The sequence below is a fragment of the Lachnoanaerobaculum saburreum DSM 3986 genome (assembly GCF_000185385.1).
Classification (GTDB): domain Bacteria; phylum Bacillota; class Clostridia; order Lachnospirales; family Lachnospiraceae; genus Lachnoanaerobaculum; species Lachnoanaerobaculum saburreum.
In genome coordinates this window covers 184200-205066 of sequence record NZ_GL622296.1, presented here as the reverse complement: position 1 = coordinate 205066, position 20867 = coordinate 184200, and the positions used below count along the sequence as shown (strand labels likewise).

The following is a 20867-nucleotide window of genomic DNA, read 5'->3' as shown; positions in this document are numbered from 1 at the left end:
CGCCCATAAAAAGTGGACAACACAAATAATTTAGAACTCAGTAGTGGATAAAATGCCGGAAAGTAAAAAAAGGTAAGTAGGGATAAAAATATAAAACATTTATTCCTCACCACTGTAGACGGTGGGTTAAGGTAGCAAAAAATAGATATTTGTGATACAATAACTAGCGTTATGGGAGTATGGAAGAGTAATATAATCATAAAATATATGGAAACAGGCAAAGACTATATACACTATATGATAGAAACTGAGCCTACAATATCCATAAGTAAAGTGGTTAATTTAATTAAGAGCTATACAACATATCATATATGGAAAAAGCATACAGAATATCTTAAGAATCATTTTTGGAAAGAACATATATTTTGGACGGATGGATATTTTGCTTGTAGCGAAGGCAATGTTTCTGAAGAAATGTTAAAGCAATATATAGAAAATCAAGGGTAGAAAGGCGGGTGAGCTTAATGTTAAAGGCATATAGATATCGGATCTATCCAAACAAAGAGCAAGAAATACAGTTAGCAAAGACATTTGGCTGTTGTCGTTTTGTGTATAATCAAACCCTTGCGTACAGAAAAGATGCTTATGAAAAAGAAAAAAAGTCTGTCAGTAAAACAGATTGTAATAATTATTGCAATAGAGAACTGAAAAAAGTTTATGAATGGCTAAAAGAAGTAGATAAATTTGCTTTAACAAATGCAATTTATAATATGGACAGTGCTTATCAAAAGTTTTTCAAAGAACATGCAGGTTATCCGAAGTTTAAGAGTAAGCACAGTAATCGTCAATCATATACAACCAATTTTACAAATGGGAATATAACGGTAGATTTTGATAGAGGAAGAATAAAGCTGCCAAAATTAAAAATGGTAAAAATAAAATTACATAGAAAATTTTCAGGTTGGATAAAGGCTGCAACTATATCTAAGGTACCAAGCGGCAAGTACTATGTGTCTGTTCTTGTAGAAACTGAACATAGTCCACTTGTAAAAATAAACGGGAAAATAGGATTGGATTTAGGAATAAAAGATTTATGTATTACATCAGATGGGAAGAAATATGAAAATCCGAAGACAATTAAAAAATATGAGAAAAAGCTTGTAAAATTGCAAAGACAATTAGCAAATAAAATAAAAGGGAGTGGGAACTATCAGAAAAAAAGAAAACAAATAGCACTATGCCATGAGAAAATAACTAATACAAGAAGAGATTATCTGCATAAGATTTCAAGCGAAATTATAAACGAAAACCAAGTGATAGTTTCGGAAAACTTACAGATAAAAAATATGGTAAAAAATTATAATTTAGCGAAATCTATCAACGATGTATCGTGGTATGAGCTGACAAGGCAACTGGAATATAAGTCAAAATGGAACGGTAGAAATTATATTAAGATAGATAGATTTTATGCAAGCAGTCAGCTATGTTTTAGTTGTGGATATAAAAATAAAAATGTAAAAGATCTAAAAGTAAGAGATTGGATATGTCCTTTCTGCAATACAAAACATGATAGAGATATCAATGCGGCAAAAAATATATTGGAAGAAGGATTAAGACAAGTAGTATAATAAAAATGATAGGGCAGGGACTGCCCGAATTAACGCCTGTGGAGATAGTAGGTTGCGAGGTCAGCGAAGCAGGAAGCCCATAGGCTTTAGACTATGGGTAGTTCACATATTGGACGATAAGGAAGAAGTAGAAAGTGCAAAGACAAAGGCTAATTCAAATGAAACAAAAAGCACCGCTGAAAGCGTGGAAACTTCCGGTGAAGATGTTGAACTCCAAATAGGTGAGATAGACAGTGATGTATATACAAATAAGATGTTCGGATTAAAGTTTGACGCAAAGTCAAATAATATGACATTTGTAAGTAAAAAAGAGGCAAATAAAAACTTTTATGATACAGGAAAAGAAGAATCGGATATTACAGCAGTAAAAGAATATCTTGATACAGGTAAAAAATTTTCTGATATGTATGCTAAAGGTGAAAAAGGATCTGTAAGTGTAATGATAAAGAAGGAAGAAAATATAAAGGATATAGATACTTATGCAAATAGAGCTGTTGTAGGAATAAAAAAGGGTATACAGGGTATGGGTATGGAAGTTGAAACACAAAAAGGTAGCGGAGAGTTTTTGGGTGAAGTTATGCCTTATGTAACAGTCGGTGCAACTGAAAACGGAGAGACTATATATCAAAAGATAGTATTTTTAAAAGTCGGAAATTATGTCGCAGAGATAACATCATATGCAGAAAGTGAAGAAAAGGCAAGTGAATGCATAGATATGTTTACAAAGCTTGAGGAATAATTAAGATATCAAAGGGGAACTATGGGAAGAAGTTTAAAGGGTATTATAAGCGGTATATTACTTGTATCTATGTTATCGGTGGTAGGGTGTAATAGTGGAGAACATAATGAAGGTGTGTCTGTTGAAGTTAATGAGAAAGATAAAAAGAAAGGTAAATTTGAGTTTTCTTTGGGTGAAATCAATGACGGTGTGTACCTAAGCAAGATGCTTAATCTGAAGTTTGACGCTAAGTCCCACAATATGGATATATATTATGAGGAAGGTCTTATCGGAGATAATGACGACACAGTATATGACAGAACCGATATGGATGAGGTAAAAGAAAAGATAGCGGACGGTGCCGTAATCAGCGATATGGGAGCAAGTGATACAGACGGCCTAAGAAGTATCAGTATCACGATACGAAAGGCTCCGGATTCTAAGACTTTGAACAATTATATATTTGACCAAATACGTGAATATGAGGATATGTTTAAAGAGGATGAGGAAGAATTTGACATGATGGAAAAGTCATATGTTAATCTTACGGACGGAAAGGTTGCAGGTAAGAAAATACCCGGTATTGAAATAAAGTCGGTATGGGAACATGACGGTGTCAGGGATACGATGTTTTATGAAAAGCAGCTGTTTTTAAAATATGAAGATTATATAGTTACTATAGATGTATCCGCATACGATGCCAATGATGCACAGAGTTTGTTGGATATATTTGAAAAGCCTGATAAGTCGGATTTTGAAAAAGCAAAGAACTCACCTAAAGAGGATGAAACAAGAGAAAGTAAGTCTGAAAGAAGAGACAGAAGAAAAAGACAGGAAGAAAGCAGGAAAGAAACTAAAGGAAGCAGTGAAGAAACGACAGAAGAAAGCAGTACCGCAGAAAGCGGTGTTGAAGAAAGTAGAGAAGATAAAGTATCAACAGGAGATTTTTGTGCAGGCGTAACGTATGGAAATGTGTATACAAACAGTGCTTTGAATATAAAAATAGATATTACCGGAAAACATATGGTTTTTGCATCAAATGATGACCTTGAACTTCTTGGAAATCCGTCATGGGTAGTTTCTGAAAAAGATAAAAAAGATTATGTTGATGCCGGTAATTCAGTTCTTGATATGGTTGCACATGATGTCACATTTGACAATGCGGTTCTTGTTTTGATAGATAAGAAGGTGGACTTATCAAAAGAGGAAGCAGGTGAAAATTTCTATTTTGATAAAAAGGACAATGTATTTGTAGAACATAAAAAAGAAAAAATCAACTTTAACGGTAAAGAATTAATTTGCATAAGTAAGGTAGAAACTAAAGATGATAAAAGCAAGTACTATGAGAGATACATTATTATGCCATGTGGAGAGTATACAGCAGCCATTGGAGCAATGGGAAGTGATGAAGAATTTGTAAAAAATGCATTTAAAATGTTTACAATTGACAAATAAATATATTTGGAGGAGACTATGAAAAGATGTTTTAAACTGGGTATGGTTGTTGTTTTATCACTTTGCTTTTTGGGATGTGGCGCAAAAGCTGATAAAAAATCAAGTGAAACTGTCAGTGAATTCAAAGCTGAGGACATTTCTTTGGGTAAAGTAGTTGACGGAGTGTATACAAGTAAAATGCTTCAGTTAAAGTTTGACGGAAATGCAAATGATATGGATGTATCAGCTGAAGAGGAATTTACAAACAGACTTGACAAAAAAGTTGTAAAAAGATCCGATATGGAAGCCGTACATGACAGACTTGATAAGGGCTATTATATAGGTGATATGGAAGCCCATGATAATAAAAACAAGGGAAATTATATAGAGGTAGAGATATATAAGGATATACACCATGAAATGAAGAGCGGCTTGGAAAAGTATATTGATAATGAGGTAAAAAAGCAAAAAGGTGAGCAAAAAGAGAAATATAAAGATCCTAAAGTAGAGAAGACAACAAGAGATTTTCTGGGAGATAAACTGCTCAGTGTGGATATCATCATAGATGAGGACGGAATAGAGGTTGCCGACTCTACATTATATAAGCAGTTAGGTGAATATTTCGTAGAAATTCATGTAAGAGGTGATAAGAAAGAGGATATTGACAAGTATTTAGGAATGTTTGAAAAATATACAGGATCTGATGACAATGTAAATAGCAGTAAATTAGATGAGTCGACTAAAAACGATACAAAATCGGATATAGAATTTTCAAAGGGCGAGTATATAGGTGAAACATATATAAATAAGCAATTTGATATAAGCTTTGACGCAAAGTCAAACGGGTATAAATTTGATGAATTATATAAGAGTGCCACAGAAGCTTACCTTGAAGAAGATATGCTGAAATATATCGGAATGGGCGGCGCGCCGGTAGTTGTGTATGCAACTAAGGATGGAGATTCATCAAGTAAGATAGGTATTTCAATAGATGATATTGAAAGCGATATAGATGCTTATATAGATAAGGTTAATAAGAATACAAAGAATTCTCAAAAAACAGAAATGGAATTTTGCGGCAAAGAAGTACCTTGTGTAGAAGTTGAGTCAAAAGACGGTAGCGGTAAAAAGATATACAGATACACAGTTTATATACAGTCAGGAAAATATGTAGCGGTTATTGATTCATTTGGTGAAGATAAGGATGAGGCAAAAAAAGTTTTGGAGTCGTTTACAAGTGTATCTGATGATACAAATAAAAAAGACAGTGAGAATACAGCCGAGGTTAAAGACTCTGAAGGCGAGCTTGTGCTTGGAAGTATAAGTGATAAAGTTTATTCAAATAAGATGCTTGATATAAAGTTTGATATAAGCAAAACAGATCTGGAATTTGTAAGTGATGAAGGGCTTAAAAATATGGGAAATGGCGGCATAGATAAATCGGATTTAGCTGCTGTAAAGAATCATATCGAAGACGGCAAATCATTTACAGATATGTTTGCGATTGACAATAACGACACTACAAAGAGAATCAGTGTCTCATTGGCAAAAAATGATATGTTGATGCCTATGGATGAGTATTTGGACGTACAAAAAGAGGTAATGGAAAGTCAACTTAGTAAAGTTTCAAAAGACCAACTGAACAGTTCAGAGGTAAGGAAATCAACTGCATATTTTCTCGGTAAGGAATTATCATGTTTGGATATTTATGTGGATACAACAGTTGCAAAACAGTGTCAAAAATATCTCTTCAGAGTAAAGGATGATTATATGATGATTATAGTATCAAGCGGCAAGGATGAAAAAGCGGCACAGGAAGGACTTGATTTATTTCAGCAATATCAGTAAATAAAATAAAATTTATGTGGTATACTAAAGCAAAAGTATATTTTGCATATAGGAGGAAAAATGAAGAAAAATTTTAAATTTATAATGGTAGGTGTTATTGTTTTGTCTGCTCTTTCCATGACTGCTTGTAAAGGTAACAAGGCTGAGAGTAAAGCTGAAAGTAAGACGGAGAGTCCTGTCGCAAGTACGGTAGAAAGCACCGCTGAGAGTGCAAGTACTGAGGATATGAACGGTACATATGACGGCAGTGTATATACCAATAAGGCATTTAATATAAAGTTTGATGCAAAAGCTGTAAATATGGAGATGGTAAGTGCCGAGGATCTTAGCGATATGCAAAAAAAGACGCATGATGATACATTGAAGATGTATGCACATGATACTGCAAACAGCAGCTCGGTATTATTCGGACTTGTGAATATAACTTCGGATTTAAAGGCCTATATTGACGGAAATATAGCAAGAATCAATAAGGATAATGAGGGTGCAGGAGATATTAAGGCGGAAAGTACCACTATAAAATTTTTGGGTAAAGATGCTCCTTGTATAAATGCAAAGTTGACTGCAAACGGTGTTACACAGTATCATACACAGGTATTTTTAGAGTCCGGAAAGGATGTATCCGTTATAGTTATAAATGCTAAAGATGAAAAGGTTATCAAAGACTGTTTGAACGTCTTTACAAAAGCGCAGTAACTCGGAGTATATATGTTTTGGGATAAGATAAAAGATGCTTTTTTATCCGAAAAAAGTGTTGATTATAATAAAGAAAACAAAGTAGTTAAGGGAAGATTTACCATGTTGGTAAAGGGCAGTAAAGACGAGGGAAGTATACTGCTTGAAGGTGATGTTTACGGTACTGTAAAAAAAGAGGATGTTACCGTACTGTTTAAAGATGGAAAAGTATCTCATCTAAAGATAGCAAGGCTTATAGACAGTGCAGGCAATGATTGCGAATCTGTTACGGATGCGTATGCAAATATAGGGTTTGAAAGTATAGATAAGGGTGATGATTTTAAATACGCCTTGATTACAAATATAGACTTTCAAATAGAATCCGATGTGAACAAGGCTGTAGAAAATCCTTATATACTTGGTCTTTTATACGAATATGATAATAACTATAATGATGAAGACTTTATAAATCTGTTTTTCAGAGAGATGGTAATGTCACATTATCTGTTGCCTGTGAGAATGTCTGAAGATTTTAAAGGAAGCGGCAGTACGGTTTTGAAAAAAAATACAAAGATAGATATCTACGGTATCGAACTTCAAGGCGGAATAAATGCACTTCCCGTATTTACAGACTGGGTCGCCTTGAAAAAATGGTCGGATATGGGAGCGATAAATTGGAAAATGGAAACAATTATTGAAAGCTTTCCCGATATTGTGGGATTTTTAAAAGGTGAAGGCGGATTTATTATCAATCCTTACGGTCCGCAGTCGTTCTATATGAATTCGGAAAATATCAATAATATAGTGAATTCATCCGGATATCAAAGTCAGTTCGGTGATGCCAAAATAGAAACAAAGGTTGCAAAGGGCGGAGAGAAAATTTTTTTGGGGTATCCGCCTGATAATGAAGAAGTAGCGGCTATAAAAAAGAGATTGGTCGCATTCGGAAATGCTCACAGCGAGATAAATTTAATAGATATGATGCTTAGAGTGGATGAGACAGGTACAAAGTCATATCTTATAATAACGGATATAGATGACAGCGATGTAAGAAAGTATTATAAAGATATTTATAACAGTTGCAGAGACCTTTTAAGAGAAGTGGTATATCTGGATTTTGTGACCTTAAAACAGGCGGATTTTGCTAAAGATGAGATGAATCCGACGCCACTGTATAAAAAGAGTTAAAGTAGATTCAGGAGGAAAAATGAGAAAAAATTTTAAACTTATAGCAACGGGGATTTTGACGGTATCGGCACTTTTTTTTACAGCTTGCGGTGCCAACAAGGCGGAAACTACAAAAGGAAGCACTGTAGAAAGCAGTGTCACAAGTACTGAAGCAAGCAGTGCGGCTGATTCAGAAAGCAGTGAGGAAACTGTAAGTGCTGAAGCTGCAAAAATAAAGGGCTCACTTGACGGTGATGTGTATACAAATGATGAATTCAATATAAAGTTTGATGCCAAGGCTGCCGGTATGGTAATGGCGGGTGCGGAAGAATTTAATGAAATGAGGAAGATGTCAAATGATGACACATTGGAAATGTACGCATACAATGACAGTTATACAAGAGTTGTAATGTTCGGTGTTTTAAAAGATAATATAGATATAAAATCTTATATAGATGAAAATGTAGCTACAATAAAGAAGGACAATGAGGGAGTAGGTGAGGAAAACCTGAAGATAGAAAGCTCTACAATAAAATTTTTAGGAGAAGATGCTCCATGCCTTAATGCAAAGCTGAATTCAGGTGATATGACACAGTATCATACACAGGTCTTTATAAAGTCAGGTGATCATGTGGCAGTTGTAGTTGTAAATGATACAAATGAACAGGGTATAACTGACTGTTTAAATATGTTCACAAAGGCAAAATAAGGTTAATAAAAGTATTTTAAGACAGATTTTAAAATTATATATTATTTTTCTTAACAATTAAACAAGCTTGGGTTAAAAAAATATTTACATTTTAATCATATTGTTGTAATATTTTATCAGAAAGTAATCACATACAAATTTTACTATATGTAAAAGAGTATATTACATGGAGTATTGATATGAAAAAAAATATTTTTATACCTTTATTGTTTTTAACAGTGATGATAACTGCCTGTAGCAATGATGCTAAGAAGGAAAGTACGGCAAATACCGACACAGTGGCTGAAACCACTACGGTTGCACCTACCACGACTGAGGCTCCTACTACACAGGAAACCACTACTGAGGCGGCAGTTATCAAGGAGGAGAGCCATGCGGAAGACGATATACAGTATTACAGAGGGAGGAAAGAAAATAATGTATATACCAATACTGTCTTCAATATCAAGTTTGATGCGACTGCCAACGGTTACAAGATGCAAAGCAGAGACAATATTGCACAGATGAGAGATATTTTTATCAAGCAGTCAGGTATGTCACAGGAGGAGGCGGACAGCAGTATATATATGGATGTATATGCTACCAGCGAGAACGGTAAAGGTGTAAGCAGTGTAAATGTTGTTATTGAGAAGATGGGTACACCTTTTGAAAATGAGACTGAGCTTGAAAATGTGGTAGACAAGCTGCAAAAGCAGTATAAGTCGGCAGGTATGGTTAATGTAAGTGTGGAAAGTGATAAGGCGAAGTTTAACGGCAAAGAGACTATTTCACTGAATGCTACCGATACAAGTGGTGATTATACTGTATATAGAAAGCAGATTTATATTAAATCTGGAAACTTTATGGCTATCATTACAGCCAGCAGTACTTCTGAAGAGAAGGCACAGAAGGCTCTTGACGGATTTACAAGTTTAAATTAGATAAGAAAGTATAGCCTGTTTCGGGTTATACTTTTTTATTACTTTTATTTATGTAAAATTTGTTCTAAAATAGAGTGATATAGATAAAGAGGAAAGAAAGACTATGAAGAAATGGCAGATATCGGAGTCCATAATGGTTGGAATATTTTTGGCACTTTCAGGTGGATTTATGGATGCATATTCATATATAAATCGTGGAAAGGTTTTTGCAAATGCCGAAACCGGAAATATTATATTGATGGCACTTAAGGTATGTGAAGGAAAGTTTTTTGAAGCTGTCAATTATCTGATACCTATAGTATCATTTGCTGTAGGTGTGGGCATATGTGAGATGATAAAATATAGAAAAGAAAGAATCAATATGGTGCATTGGAGACAGATACTTGTATTGCTTGAGATATGTGCATTTATAGTAGTGGGATTTTTGCCGCAGGAAATGAACAGAGTAGCCAATTCCATAATATCTATGATATCGGGAATACAGTTTGCCACCTTTCCGAAGATAAGGGGCACAGCTATAGCTACCACCATGTGTACAGGTAATCTGAAAAACGGAACTCAGAATCTATATCATGGGATAAAGTCCGGAGATAAAGATGCTATAGAAAAAGGTTTATATTACTATGTATGTATATCGGTTTTTATACTGGGTACTGCAATAGGATATTTTACAGTGAAGTTTATGGCTGAAAAGGCTATATTACTTGCCGCATTGGCTATGATAAATATTTTTATAATGATGTTCAAAGAATTTGAAGATTGATTTGAAAGGAGTTTTTTATGTATTATGCAAGTAAAGACAGATATGAGCAGATGAGATATGCTCACTGTGGAAACAGCGGACTTAAGCTGCCGCTTGTATCACTTGGACTGTGGCACAATTTCGGTGATCACTCAAATCTTGAAAATATGAAGGAAATCATATTTACTGCATTTGACAACGGTATCACACATTTTGACCTTGCCAACAACTACGGTCCCGCTCCGGGAAGTGCAGAAAAGAATTTCGGCATTATCCTAAAAGAAGATATGGGAAAGTACAGGGATGAGTTACTTATCAGCACTAAGGCAGGCTATACTATGTGGGACGGTCCTTATGGAGACTTCGGAAGCAGAAAATATCTTATTGCAAGTATTGACCAAAGTCTAAAGAGAATGGGGCTTGAGTATGTAGATATATTCTATCACCACAGAATGGATAAGCACACACCGCTTGAAGAAACCTGTGGTGCATTGGCACAGATAGTAAACAGCGGTAAGGCACTTTATGTGGGTCTGTCAAACTATGACGGTGAGACCTTGGAGCAGGCCACAAAGATTTTGGAGGAACTCCATGTGCCGTTTATTATAAATCAAAACAGATATTCAATATTTGACAGAACTATTGAAAATAACGGTTTAAAGAATATGGCGGCTAAACTTAAGAAAGGTATCATTTCATTCAGTCCTCTTGCACAGGGACTTCTTACAGACAGATACTTAAACGGTGTGCCAAGTGACAGCAGAATAGCAACTGACGGAAGATTTCTAAAGACTGATAATCTGACAGATAAAAAATTAAATGCTATAAGAGAATTGAATGAAATGGCAAAGTCAAGAAATCAAAGTCTTGCACAGATGGCTCTGGCTTGGATATTAAAAGATGATATTGTAACATCTGTACTGATAGGTGCATCAAAGGCCGAGCAGGTGCTTGACAACATAGCCGCTATAAGGAATATAGAGTTTTGTGATGAGGAATTAGAGAAAATAGACAAGGTTGTGAAGGACAATGAATAAAAAGGTTCTTATCAATCTCTTTTTATCTACATTGTATCTAAGTGCATTCACCTTTGGCGGAGGATATGTGATAGTCACTCTGATGAAGAATAAGTTTGTAGATGAATGTCATTGGATTGAAGAAGATGAGATGCTTGACCTGGTGGCTATTGCACAGTCCGCTCCCGGAGCTATTGCAGTTAACGGTGCAATAGTGGTGGGCTATAAGCTTGCAGGTATAATCGGAGTATTGGTGGCTACTGTTGCAACCGTTATTCCTCCGTTTATTATAATATCCATTATATCGGTATTTTATACATTGTTTCGAGAAAACAGATTTATAGCGTATATCTTGGACGGTATGCAGGCAGGCGTGGGAGCGGTAATAGCTTCAGTCAGTATTCAGATGGGCTTTGATATTGTAAAGGCAAACAGAATAAGTTCTATTATAATGGCGACAGTTTTTGTACTTAGTCTATATTTTAAAATAAATATAATATACATTATATTGTTATGTATTTTTATAGGCGTTATAAAGACTTTAGTACAGGCCGGAAAGAAGGCCGTATGATTTATCTGAAACTTTTTATAAGCTTTCTTAAGATAGGTGCATTCAGCTTTGGAGGCGGTTATGCCGCTATGCCGCTTATAGAGAGTGAAGTTGTAAGTACACATCACTGGCTCAGTGCGGCGGAGTTTGGCGACCTTATTACCATATCACAGATGACACCGGGACCTATTGCGATAAATTCGGCTACATTTGTCGGGATAAGGATTGCAGGAGTATTCGGTGCAGTGGCGGCGACTTTGGGCTGTATATTGCCGGCTTTAATACTTGTGACTGTGATAGCGTGGCTGTATATGAAGTACAGGAAATTGTCAATGCTGCAATCGATACTGGCGGTTTTGCGACCGGCTGTTGTTGCAATGATTGCTATATCAGGTGTAAAGATACTGATGCAGGCATTCGGGCTTAATGAGATGACAATAGAAAGTATCAGATTGCATATGGTTGTTATATTTATTGTATGCATGGTACTTTTGATAAAGTATAATAAGAATCCGATATTTGTGATGGCTTTTGCAGGAGTAATGAACCTTGTATATAATATTTTAAAATTTTGACAGTAAAATATTGCTAAAAAACAGATAATTTTTAACTTGATATAGATTATTTTAAGGAGCAGGTAATGATTAACAAACTTATAAATGAGCTTGTGGCTTATGGTATCAGAGAACATTTGGTGGATGAAGACGACAGAGTATTTGTAACAAATAATTTACTGGATTTGTTTAAGCAAGTGGAATTTGATAAAGAAGAAATCAAAGAAGAAAGAGTGCTTGCAGATATTCTAAAGGATATGTGTGATTTTGCCGTAAAAGAGAAAATTATTGAGGACGACAGTGTGACTGCAACAGATCTCTTTGACACTAAGATTATGGGGCTTCTGACACCGATGCCGTCCACTGTAAGAAGAATATTTAAGGAAATATACAGTGTAGACAGTAAACTTGCAACTGATTATTTTTATAAGCTCAGTAAAAGGTCAAACTATATAAGAGCGGATCGCATAGCCAAGGATGAGAAGTGGGTAACCGATACGGAGTACGGTCCTATTGATATTACTATCAATCTTTCAAAGCCTGAGAAGGATCCGAGAGATATTGCAAAGGCTGGAGCTGCAAAAAAGTCAGGATATCCAAGTTGCTTACTGTGTATGGAAAATGAGGGATATGCCGGAACCTTCTCACATCCTGCAAGGCAGAATCTTAGAGTGATTCCGATAGTATTGGACGGCGAAGATTATTTTTTACAGTATTCGCCATATGTGTACTACAATGAGCATTGTATTATCTTAAACAAAGAACATAAGCCTATGAGGATTGACAGGGCTGTATTTCAGAAATTACTTGAATTTGTGAAGCTTTTCCCACATTATACAGCCGGTTCAAATGCCGATCTTCCGGTAGTGGGAGGGTCTATCTTAAGTCATGACCATTTTCAAGGTGGAAGATATGTATTTGCAATGGCAAAGGCACCATATGACAGGACTTTTATACTTAAAGGTTATGAGGATTTGAATGCAGGAATTGTAAAATGGCCTATGTCCGTTATCAGACTTCAGGGCAAGGATATCGGCAGGATAGTAGATGCGGCCGACCATATTTTGACAAGTTGGAGAACCTACAGTGATGAGTCTGCATTTATATTCAGTGAGACTGAAGGAATACCTCATAACACTATAACGCCTATTGCAAGGATGCGTAAAGACCTGTACGAACTTGACCTGGTACTTAGAAATAATATCACTACACAAAAGAGTCCATGGGGTGTATATCATCCTTCAGCGGATCTTCACCATATCAAGAAAGAAAATATCGGTCTGATTGAGGTAATGGGACTTGCCGTATTGCCTGCCAGATTGAAAAGAGAGATGGAAGAGCTTGAGGAGTATATACTTGATAAGAAGGATATACGCAGTAATGAAGTGTTGCAAAAGCACGCGGACTGGGTGGATGAGTGGATAAATAATTACAACTTTGAAAAAGAAAATATTCACAGTATTGTTCAGGCGGAAATCAGCAAGGTATTTGTAAAGGTACTTGAGTGTGCCGGAGTATATAAAAGAGATGAAGAAGGACAGGAAGCATTTGACAGGTTTATAAAAACATTGTAAATCAGAAATAAGTCACAGCTTGCCTTACAACTATTATATTTAATCAAGTGCTGTGAATGTGTTTTTAAGACAATCATTAAGAGAACAAGGAATACCTTTTATAGTCACTATGGACAATCCTTTTATTACTCATGATGATCATAAGGATAATTAAATTATAAGCTATTCCTTGTCAAAATCTTTTAGAACAGGAGTTATTTATGGAAACAGAAAAAAAACTTAGTAAAGAAGAAGTGGTCTCTAAAATATTTGAATTATATGAAGAGTGTAAAAAATTCCCGGAATGGGATATAAGTATAGATAATATACTTACTGCCATTGGTGATAAAAATGTGATTGAATTTTTTACTTCTGTTAGTAATATATTTTTAAGCCAACAATTTAGAGAAGTAATTGATAAAGGTATATTTTAATGCAGCCAACATATACAATTTTTGCCGGTGTAAACGGTTCAGGGAAATCAACATTATATAATACGCCCTATATATATCATGATAACTTAGGTGTCAGAATTAATTCTGATGAAATATTAGTTGCTAATGGTGGTGATTGGAGAAATGCTAAAGATCAAGCTGAAGCAATGAAAGAGGCTGTACGCTTAATTAAAGATTGTATAAAAAGAGGTATTTCATTCAATCAGGAAACTACACTAAGTGGAAGAAGTATCATAAATAATATATTAAATGCAAAAAAGTCAGGCTTTAAAATCAAGTTACATTACATTGGACTTGAAAGCTCAAAGTTAGCTATTCAAAGAGTTGCAGACAGAGTTAATAAAGGTGGTCATGGTATACCAAAAGAAGATATTGAAAGGCGTTATAATACCTCTTTATCAAATTTAAAGGAAGTAATACCACTGGTAGATAATTTATATATATATGATAACTCTAAATATAGGGATTTACAGAAGGTAGCTCAATTAGATGGCTCTAATATTATAAGTCTGAAGCAAGATTGTGATTGGATAAAAAATATAATTGCAGATACTATAATTCCATTAGATGAAAGAAAAAATATCGAAAATATGATTACTAAATATGGTTTCAAGTCTACCGATTCTTTAGTAGTCGACTTTTATAGGCTTAACCAATTAACCGGAAGTAAAAATACAGTTAAAGATGTTAAAGAAAGATTTTTTAAAGAAAAGTTTTTCGACATTAGTAATGATAAAATTAATGATATTGTAAACCAAATATCCAATAATTTTATTATTCAGGAAAAGACTAAAAGTAAAGTAGCTGTTCACACTGAAGATTTACCTGATCCGGAATAGTAAAACCGAAAAGTATACTTTATGGTACATTATTTTACTTACATAAAAGCTGAATAACAAGAGTTCCAAAACATGTATTTTAATCAATAGAATTTCAAAAATTCCGTTAAGTAAAAATGATATAAAAGAATTTGAAGAGGTGCTTTGGTCAGAGATTGGAACAAAAGAGGAATATGAGAATGAATATGGACAAAAGTCGCCGGGCGAACTTGTACGAGAAATAGTCGGTCTTGATATGAATGCTGATACGTAGTAATATAATTTATAAGTACAAAACAAAAAAAGGCTGCCACATTTAATGATGTGACAGTCTTTTTGCAGTAACTATTTTTTAAACAATTTTGCAAAGAAGCCTTTTTTCTTTGGCTCGGGCTTAATCAGTTTTCCGCCTTTGACACTTTTTATATCTGAGATATAGATACCGCTTACCACAGCTTTTACTTCTGTTTTTAGCGGTATCATAGCAAATATCTTTTCATCCGCCATAAGTGTCATAATTTTAGGGCCTACCTTGGCTTTTACAATGGGGACTTTTGTCCATTTCAGGTACCAAGGCGTTTGTTCGTATACAATCTTAGGTAAACCTGATTCTTTTATCTTCAGTTTCTTTTTATCTATAATAAGCATTGAAACCGTTTGCTTGGCAGCTTCCATAGCAGCCTGTGACTCTACCTGTTTTGTCTCCATTTTTCTTCCAAAAAAATAGAGAGCAACCAAGGCGGCAATCAATATAACGAGTATGACAATAAGAATTGTCAAAAATGTTTTCACTTTTAATTCCTCCGAAAAATATAAATTGTGAAGTATCACTGACGACAATTATAGCAAAATCTTAACAATTTATCAACAAATTCTCAATATGATACAAAGTAACCATATGCTGATTTACAGATAAAATTTTGTATTGAGTTTAAGTATTTAGTGAGAAAGCTTCCTACAAGCTTGAAAAAATTGTGGTATAATACTTTCATAAAGTTTTTTAGGAGGCTGTTATGAGAAGAATATTGATTGTTATAGATATGCAAAATGATTTTATTGACGGAAGTCTTGGTACTAAGGAAGCGGTAGGCATTGTAGAAGCTGTTAAGAAAAAGATTTTAGGATATGATAAAAAAGATATATTTGTAACTATGGACACACATAAGGAAAATTATCTTGATACTCAGGAAGGTAAAAATCTCCCGGTATCACATTGTATAGAACATACATCAGGTTGGGAGTTGAATAAGGAGATAGCTCCGCTTATAGATCCTGAGAATATTTTTAAGAAGCCAAGTTTTGGAAGTGTAGATCTGGCTGAGAAGATAAAGGAGATAGCAAAAAAGGAAGATATAGAAATAGAATTGGTCGGACTTTGTACAGATATATGCGTGGTTTCAAATGCTCTGCTGTTAAAAGCATTTTTGCCGGAGACAAAGATAATTGTAGATGCTGCCTGCTGTGCAGGTGTGACTGTAGAAAAGCATAATGCCGCGCTTGAAACGCTAAGGAGTTGCCAAGTGAGTATAGAATAATATATATAAGATTTGATTGAGTAAAATTCAGTTGACTATTAGATGTCCTACATACAAGTTTTATTTGTATGTAGGGCTTTTTTGATTTCACAGATTGTTCACAGAATATCCGGATTTTTTAAGTTTCATTTCAGCTTGAGATTGTATCCTTAACACATCAAAGGAAAACAAACCTTTAAAACATAAAAAGAGGTATATAGAGGTATATATATGAAGAAGAATATAAATAAGACAAATAAGAAAATTGTGATGTCTCTTGCAGGAGTGGGATTGATGCTTAGCTTAGGTGCTTGCAGCAATGTAGGAAAAAATGCCGATGCTGCAACTGTCAGTGCAAATGTAAGCAATAAAAGTCAGGGTACTGAAGTAAGTGCCGCCACTGTAAGCATAGACAATAATTCCGTCAGTATAAATGGTGACGGTATAAGCAGTGAAGGAAATGTAATAACTGTCAGCAAGGCGGGAAATTATAATTTTACCGGCAGTCTGGATGAAGGTCAGGTAATTATAGATACTGACGGTGATGTGAACTTTACTTTCAACAACTTCAGTATTTCAAATTCAAAGGATGCACCGATAGTTGTAAAGAATGGAAAACTTAATATTATATTGGCCGAGGGTACTGACAATAAGGTAAGCGATATGAGAGCAGCCAATACAGAAGATGAAAACAGTTCAGGTGAAAGCTCTACAAAGGCATATGATGCAGCTATATACAGTGAATCGGATATAAATCTTAGCGGAAGCGGCAGTTTGACTGTAGAAGGAGGATATGAGGATGCCATCCACAGTAAGTCAAGCTTGACTGTAGACAGCGGAAATTATACCGTTACAGCTTCGCACCATGGACTTAACGGAAAGACAAGTTTAACAGTAAGAAACGGCAAATTCGATGTTACTACGGTGGAGGATGCATTCCATTCTAAAGGTGATGTAACTGTAGAAAACGGTGAAATAAATATAAATGCAGGTGATGATGCAATACATGCCGACAATACACTTACTGTCAAGGAAGGGAAGATAAATGTAGCAGCTTCAAATGAGGGACTTGAAGGAATAACTGTAAATATTGAAGGTGGAGATGTCATAGTCAATTCAAGCGATGACGGTATTAATGCAGCAGGAGATACTGAGGACGGAACACAGGCAAATTATGCTATAAATATTTCAGGAGGAAATATAAAGGTGATTCCGGGTGGTGACGGTATAGACTCAAACGGAGATTTGAATATCACAGGAGGAAATATAGTTATAGACGGTCCGTCTGACGGTGGTAATGCACCTGTTGACTATGATGGAACTGCTACAATCACAGGCGGAAGTATACTTGCTACAGGTAACTCAGGTATGTTTGAGGGATTTAACGGAAATAACTCTACACAGTCAAGTATTATATATTATCTTGATAACAATGCTGCACAGGGAAGTACTATAAAACTTAGTGATGAATCAGGTAATGAAATATTTTCATCATCCGATCAGACTCAGAGCTATAATGCAGTGCTTTATAGCAGCGACAAGCTTGAAAGCGGAAAGAAATATAATATAAGTGTGGGAGACAGTAAAGATTCTGTAACACTAAAGAGCGGCTCAAATACTGTTGGAAATCGTCAAGGCGGAATGGGACAGCCGCCGCAGGGAGGTGGAAACCAAAATCAGCCGCCACATGGCAATGGAAGAGGTCAACAGGGACAGCCGCCGCAGATGAACGGAAATGACAGAGAACAAGGCGAAATGGGACAGCCGCCGCAGGGAGGTGGAAACCAAAATCAGCCGCCACATGGCAATGGAAGAGGTCAAGGTGGACAGCCGCCGCAGATGAACGGAAATGACAGAGAACAAGGTGGAATGGGACAGCCGCCACAGATGAAAGGACAGGGAGAAAATGATAATAATCGCCCACCGATGCCGCCACAGGGAGACGGCCCACAGATGAATCAGCATCCAAGTGATAACAATCAAAATGACAAAAATGAAGGTGATTCAAAGAAGAAAAAGAATAAACAAAAGAATAATAAAAATTCGGATAATGATTCCGGAAAGGAGACATGATGAGAAAATTTGCCCTAATACCGGCATATAAGCCAAATGAAAATTTGATATATTTTGTGCAATCCTTGGAAAAAAGAGGAATAGAGGTAGTAGTGGTAGATGACGGCTCAGGGGAAGAATATCTTCCCCTCTTTTCTCAACTTGAGAAAAACAGCAAGGCAAAGATTATCAGATTTTATATAAATCAAGGAAAAGGAGCGGCTTTGAAAGAAGGTCTTTTCTACTTAAATAAAATAGAAGATGACTTTGTAGTGATAACATTGGATGCGGACGGACAACATTCATTAAAAGATGCCGTATATCTACTTGAAAAATCCATAGAAAATGAAGATATATTGATTTTAGGCTCAAGAGAACAAACAAAGGATTCGCCGATTCGTTCAAAGATAGGTAATTATATTACAAAAAAGGTATTTTCAATATCTACAGGAGTGGATATTGAAGATACTCAGACAGGAATGAGGGTATTTCATAAGAGTCTGATACCGGAGTTGCTGAATATAAGCGGTGAAAGATATGAATATGAAATGAACATGTTGCTGGACTTTGCAAAGAAAGGTATGAAGATAAAAGAATACCCTATAGAAACGATTTATATCAATGATAATGAAGAAAGCCATTTTGATACGGTAAAGGACTCCGTAAGGATATACAGTCAGATTATAAAGTTTTGTGGAAGTTCAATGCTTTCATTTATTGTTGATTTCTTAGTATATAGTATCGGCTTGCTTATATCAGGAAATATTTTATTTTCAAATGCTTTTGCCAGAATTATATCTTTACATTTTAACTTCTTTATCAATAAGAGGTTTGTATTTGAAGAGGGTGAAAAGAGCCGATTAAGAGGTAAAGAATATTTGAAGTATCTGGGATTAGCCGCATTTATATTTGTAATGAATACCCTTATACTTCGTGGAATAGTGGAGACCTTTAGGATAAATGCATATATTGCGAAAATACTTACAGAGGTGATTTTATTTACTTTATCATATTTGGTACAGAAAAAACTTGTGTTTTCAAAAGTGCAGCAAAAACCGGAGCGACTGTTTAATATATAGAATGGAGTAAGATATGAAAAAATTTAATAAAAAAGGACTTGGAGTATTACATGGTGTGCTTTTATTTTCTTTCAGTACATATGCACTGTTAGATACATTTGTGATACCGCGTCCTATGCAGAGTGTAGAGATAAATGCAATAGCAGAAACTACACAAACTTCAAATATAAAAGAAAGTGTGGAAGCTGCAATAAAAGAAAAACTTGGAAACGGTACTGTAACAGATACAGAGTCTACAGATAAGGAAGTAAGTGCCGAAACAGAAGAAACCGGCAGCAGCGCAGTAAATGATACCGAAACCGTTGAAGGAGGAACCGTTATAGGGGAGTATTCAGACAGTAAGACAAGTATTACGCTGAAGCAGTATAGAGCTTATGACAGTGATATATATGTTGCCGATATTACAGTATCGGATGCATCTGCATTAAAAACCGCATTGGCAAATAATACTTATGGAAGAAATATCACAGATACAACTTCAGATATTGCAGATGAAAATAATGCCGTTTTGGCAATCAATGGAGACTACTATGGAGCAAGACAGAGCGGATATGTGATAAGAAACAGCAAATTGTATCGCAATACTTCCGGAGACAGAGATGCTCTGGTAATACAAAAAAACGGTGAGTTTAAGTTTGTTTCAGAGAGTGAGACAAGTGCAGAACAACTTTTACAAGCCGGAGCGTTGCAGGTATTTTCATTTGGACCTGTACTTTTAAATAACAGTGAGATTTCAGTAGGTGAAAATGAAGAGGTGGGAATGGCAATGGCAAGTAATCCAAGAACTGCTGTCGGATATTTGGGAAACAATCACTATGTATTTGTAGTTTCCGACGGAAGGACAAGTGAGAGTGCAGGACTTAGTCTATATGAGCTTGCAAGTTTTATGAAGGAGATTGGTGTAGTGGATGCATATAACCTGGACGGTGGCGGTTCTTCTACCATGGTATTTAAAGGGGAAATTATAAATAATCCTACTACAAACGGACATTCCAATCAGGAAAGGGCAGTCAGTGATATCATATATATAGGAGGTGAGAGCTGATGAAAAAATTATTTGTTTACTTCGGTATTTCCACTTTTATATTTATATTTTCTCAGATATATGAATATTTCTCACATGGTGTATATTCAAATTTTATGGTATTTGCATTCTTGATACCGTTTATAGGGCTTTTTATTCCAAGTCTTATAAATATTTTTATAAAAAGAGAAATCTCAGACAGTGCAAAATTATCATGGAAATGTGGTATAGCAACACTTACAGTAGGTTCGTTATATAAAGGAGTACTTGATATATATGGCACAAGCGGAAATTTTGAAATGATTTATTTGACAGTAGGCATTGTACTTTGTATTATTGCCGGTGTAATGACGGCATTGGGAAAGAACAAAAAAAGTGAGGATATTTTAAAAGAGGATGGGAAAGCTGCTTCTGAATTAAAGTAATACTGAAAAAAGAAAGAGTTAAAGCACATAGCAACATGATTAATCT

General features: G+C 35.3%; 21 protein-coding genes and 1 pseudogene. 21 read left to right on the top strand and 1 reads right to left on the bottom strand.

Features of this window, described 5'->3' with window-relative positions; translation table 11 throughout:
- Positions 1 to 183 precede the first annotated feature (183 nt).
- The 16 genes and pseudogenes from tnpA to HMPREF0381_RS00965 all read left to right on the top strand — a co-directional run.
- A pseudogene (tnpA, locus tag HMPREF0381_RS01040) lies at positions 184 to 447 on the top strand (IS200/IS605 family transposase); the annotation flags it as partial.
- A 17-nt stretch (positions 448 to 464) separates the two neighbouring features.
- A complete protein-coding gene (gene tnpB / locus HMPREF0381_RS01035) occupies positions 465 to 1568 on the top strand; it encodes an IS200/IS605 family element RNA-guided endonuclease TnpB (protein WP_008749991.1) in 1104 nt (367 codons plus the stop codon).
- Between the two features lie 52 nt (positions 1569 to 1620).
- On the top strand, positions 1621 to 2307 hold the full coding sequence (locus HMPREF0381_RS01030; protein WP_008749990.1) for a hypothetical protein: 687 nt from the start codon (positions 1621 to 1623) through the stop codon (positions 2305 to 2307).
- A gap of 21 nt (positions 2308 to 2328) precedes the next feature.
- Positions 2329 to 3741, top strand: coding sequence for a hypothetical protein (locus tag HMPREF0381_RS01025; protein WP_008749989.1), 1413 nt, complete (start codon positions 2329 to 2331; stop codon positions 3739 to 3741).
- 18 nt (positions 3742 to 3759) lie between these two features.
- Positions 3760 to 5568: a hypothetical protein gene (locus HMPREF0381_RS01020; RefSeq protein WP_008749988.1), complete on the top strand. Its 1809-nt coding sequence runs from the start codon at positions 3760 to 3762 to the stop codon at positions 5566 to 5568.
- Between the two features lie 60 nt (positions 5569 to 5628).
- Positions 5629 to 6264 carry a hypothetical protein gene (locus tag HMPREF0381_RS01015; protein WP_008749987.1) on the top strand — a complete coding sequence of 212 codons (636 nt, stop codon included), beginning with the start codon at positions 5629 to 5631 and terminating at the stop codon, positions 6262 to 6264.
- Between the two features lie 12 nt (positions 6265 to 6276).
- Positions 6277 to 7431, top strand: coding sequence for an SseB family protein (locus HMPREF0381_RS01010; protein WP_008749986.1), 1155 nt, complete (start codon positions 6277 to 6279; stop codon positions 7429 to 7431).
- A gap of 19 nt (positions 7432 to 7450) precedes the next feature.
- Positions 7451 to 8119 carry a hypothetical protein gene (locus HMPREF0381_RS01005; RefSeq protein WP_008749985.1) on the top strand — a complete coding sequence of 223 codons (669 nt, stop codon included), beginning with the start codon at positions 7451 to 7453 and terminating at the stop codon, positions 8117 to 8119.
- A gap of 179 nt (positions 8120 to 8298) precedes the next feature.
- Positions 8299 to 9039: a hypothetical protein gene (locus HMPREF0381_RS01000; protein WP_008749984.1), complete on the top strand. Its 741-nt coding sequence runs from the start codon at positions 8299 to 8301 to the stop codon at positions 9037 to 9039.
- A 103-nt stretch (positions 9040 to 9142) separates the two neighbouring features.
- A complete protein-coding gene (locus tag HMPREF0381_RS00995) occupies positions 9143 to 9802 on the top strand; it encodes a YoaK family protein (RefSeq protein WP_008749983.1) in 660 nt (219 codons plus the stop codon).
- Positions 9803 to 9819: 17 nt separating this feature from the next.
- Positions 9820 to 10818, top strand: a complete 999-nt coding sequence (gene mgrA, locus HMPREF0381_RS00990; protein WP_008749982.1) for an L-glyceraldehyde 3-phosphate reductase — start codon at positions 9820 to 9822, stop codon at positions 10816 to 10818.
- Positions 10811 to 11368 carry a chromate transporter gene (locus HMPREF0381_RS00985; protein WP_008749981.1) on the top strand — a complete coding sequence of 186 codons (558 nt, stop codon included), beginning with the start codon at positions 10811 to 10813 and terminating at the stop codon, positions 11366 to 11368. The genes mgrA and HMPREF0381_RS00985 overlap by 8 nt, the downstream gene beginning before the upstream one ends.
- Positions 11365 to 11922 carry a chromate transporter gene (locus tag HMPREF0381_RS00980; RefSeq protein WP_008749980.1) on the top strand — a complete coding sequence of 186 codons (558 nt, stop codon included), beginning with the start codon at positions 11365 to 11367 and terminating at the stop codon, positions 11920 to 11922. The genes HMPREF0381_RS00985 and HMPREF0381_RS00980 overlap by 4 nt, the downstream gene beginning before the upstream one ends.
- A 65-nt stretch (positions 11923 to 11987) precedes the next feature.
- The gene (gene galT, locus HMPREF0381_RS00975) at positions 11988 to 13475 is read left to right on the top strand and encodes a UDP-glucose--hexose-1-phosphate uridylyltransferase (protein ID WP_008749979.1); all 1488 of its coding nucleotides are present in this window, start codon (positions 11988 to 11990) and stop codon (positions 13473 to 13475) included.
- A 200-nt stretch (positions 13476 to 13675) separates the two neighbouring features.
- Entirely contained in the window at positions 13676 to 13888 is a 213-nt protein-coding gene (locus HMPREF0381_RS00970; protein WP_008749978.1) for a hypothetical protein, read from the top strand.
- Positions 13888 to 14748, top strand: a complete 861-nt coding sequence (locus tag HMPREF0381_RS00965; protein WP_008749977.1) for a zeta toxin family protein — start codon at positions 13888 to 13890, stop codon at positions 14746 to 14748. Before HMPREF0381_RS00970 ends, HMPREF0381_RS00965 begins: the two co-directional genes overlap by 1 nt.
- A gap of 324 nt (positions 14749 to 15072) precedes the next feature.
- Here the strand turns inward: HMPREF0381_RS00965 and HMPREF0381_RS00960 are convergent, their stop codons facing one another.
- Positions 15073 to 15519: a hypothetical protein gene (locus HMPREF0381_RS00960; protein WP_008755046.1), complete on the bottom strand. Its 447-nt coding sequence runs from the start codon at positions 15517 to 15519 to the stop codon at positions 15073 to 15075.
- 221 nt (positions 15520 to 15740) lie between these two features.
- Between HMPREF0381_RS00960 and HMPREF0381_RS00955 the strand changes: the two genes are divergently transcribed.
- From HMPREF0381_RS00955 to HMPREF0381_RS00935, 5 genes are all read left to right on the top strand, one after another.
- Complete coding sequence (locus tag HMPREF0381_RS00955) at positions 15741 to 16262, top strand: cysteine hydrolase family protein (protein ID WP_008749975.1); 522 nt, start codon at positions 15741 to 15743, stop codon at positions 16260 to 16262.
- 210 nt (positions 16263 to 16472) lie between these two features.
- The gene (locus tag HMPREF0381_RS00950) at positions 16473 to 18314 is read left to right on the top strand and encodes a carbohydrate-binding domain-containing protein (RefSeq protein ID WP_008749974.1); all 1842 of its coding nucleotides are present in this window, start codon (positions 16473 to 16475) and stop codon (positions 18312 to 18314) included.
- A complete protein-coding gene (locus HMPREF0381_RS00945; protein WP_008749973.1) occupies positions 18311 to 19372 on the top strand; it encodes a bifunctional glycosyltransferase family 2/GtrA family protein in 1062 nt (353 codons plus the stop codon). The genes HMPREF0381_RS00950 and HMPREF0381_RS00945 overlap by 4 nt, the downstream gene beginning before the upstream one ends.
- A gap of 13 nt (positions 19373 to 19385) precedes the next feature.
- Positions 19386 to 20417, top strand: coding sequence for a phosphodiester glycosidase family protein (locus HMPREF0381_RS00940; RefSeq protein ID WP_008749972.1), 1032 nt, complete (start codon positions 19386 to 19388; stop codon positions 20415 to 20417).
- Positions 20417 to 20821 carry a hypothetical protein gene (locus tag HMPREF0381_RS00935; RefSeq protein WP_008749971.1) on the top strand — a complete coding sequence of 135 codons (405 nt, stop codon included), beginning with the start codon at positions 20417 to 20419 and terminating at the stop codon, positions 20819 to 20821. Before HMPREF0381_RS00940 ends, HMPREF0381_RS00935 begins: the two co-directional genes overlap by 1 nt.
- Positions 20822 to 20867 lie beyond the last annotated feature (46 nt).

Bases quoted from the DNA above. Each gene is read 5' to 3' on its own strand.
- HMPREF0381_RS01010 (WP_008749986.1), top strand. From the start codon at position 6,277: ATGTTTTGGGATAAGATAAAAGATGCTTTTTTATCCGAAAAAAGTGTT.
- HMPREF0381_RS01005 (WP_008749985.1), top strand. From the start codon at position 7,451: ATGAGAAAAAATTTTAAACTTATAGCAACGGGGATTTTGACGGTATCG.
- HMPREF0381_RS01025 (WP_008749989.1), top strand. From the start codon at position 2,329: ATGGGAAGAAGTTTAAAGGGTATTATAAGCGGTATATTACTTGTATCT.
- HMPREF0381_RS00995 (WP_008749983.1), top strand. From the start codon at position 9,143: ATGAAGAAATGGCAGATATCGGAGTCCATAATGGTTGGAATATTTTTG.
- HMPREF0381_RS00950 (WP_008749974.1), top strand. From the start codon at position 16,473: ATGAAGAAGAATATAAATAAGACAAATAAGAAAATTGTGATGTCTCTT.
- galT (WP_008749979.1), top strand. From the start codon at position 11,988: ATGATTAACAAACTTATAAATGAGCTTGTGGCTTATGGTATCAGAGAA.
- HMPREF0381_RS00945 (WP_008749973.1), top strand. From the start codon at position 18,311: ATGATGAGAAAATTTGCCCTAATACCGGCATATAAGCCAAATGAAAAT.
- tnpB (WP_008749991.1), top strand. From the start codon at position 465: ATGTTAAAGGCATATAGATATCGGATCTATCCAAACAAAGAGCAAGAA.
- HMPREF0381_RS00955 (WP_008749975.1), top strand. From the start codon at position 15,741: ATGAGAAGAATATTGATTGTTATAGATATGCAAAATGATTTTATTGAC.
- mgrA (WP_008749982.1), top strand. From the start codon at position 9,820: ATGTATTATGCAAGTAAAGACAGATATGAGCAGATGAGATATGCTCAC.
- HMPREF0381_RS00980 (WP_008749980.1), top strand. From the start codon at position 11,365: ATGATTTATCTGAAACTTTTTATAAGCTTTCTTAAGATAGGTGCATTC.
- HMPREF0381_RS00985 (WP_008749981.1), top strand. From the start codon at position 10,811: ATGAATAAAAAGGTTCTTATCAATCTCTTTTTATCTACATTGTATCTA.
- HMPREF0381_RS00940 (WP_008749972.1), top strand. From the start codon at position 19,386: ATGAAAAAATTTAATAAAAAAGGACTTGGAGTATTACATGGTGTGCTT.
- HMPREF0381_RS00935 (WP_008749971.1), top strand. From the start codon at position 20,417: ATGAAAAAATTATTTGTTTACTTCGGTATTTCCACTTTTATATTTATA.
- HMPREF0381_RS01015 (WP_008749987.1), top strand. From the start codon at position 5,629: ATGAAGAAAAATTTTAAATTTATAATGGTAGGTGTTATTGTTTTGTCT.
- HMPREF0381_RS00970 (WP_008749978.1), top strand. From the start codon at position 13,676: ATGGAAACAGAAAAAAAACTTAGTAAAGAAGAAGTGGTCTCTAAAATA.
- HMPREF0381_RS01000 (WP_008749984.1), top strand. From the start codon at position 8,299: ATGAAAAAAAATATTTTTATACCTTTATTGTTTTTAACAGTGATGATA.
- HMPREF0381_RS00965 (WP_008749977.1), top strand. From the start codon at position 13,888: ATGCAGCCAACATATACAATTTTTGCCGGTGTAAACGGTTCAGGGAAA.
- HMPREF0381_RS01020 (WP_008749988.1), top strand. From the start codon at position 3,760: ATGAAAAGATGTTTTAAACTGGGTATGGTTGTTGTTTTATCACTTTGC.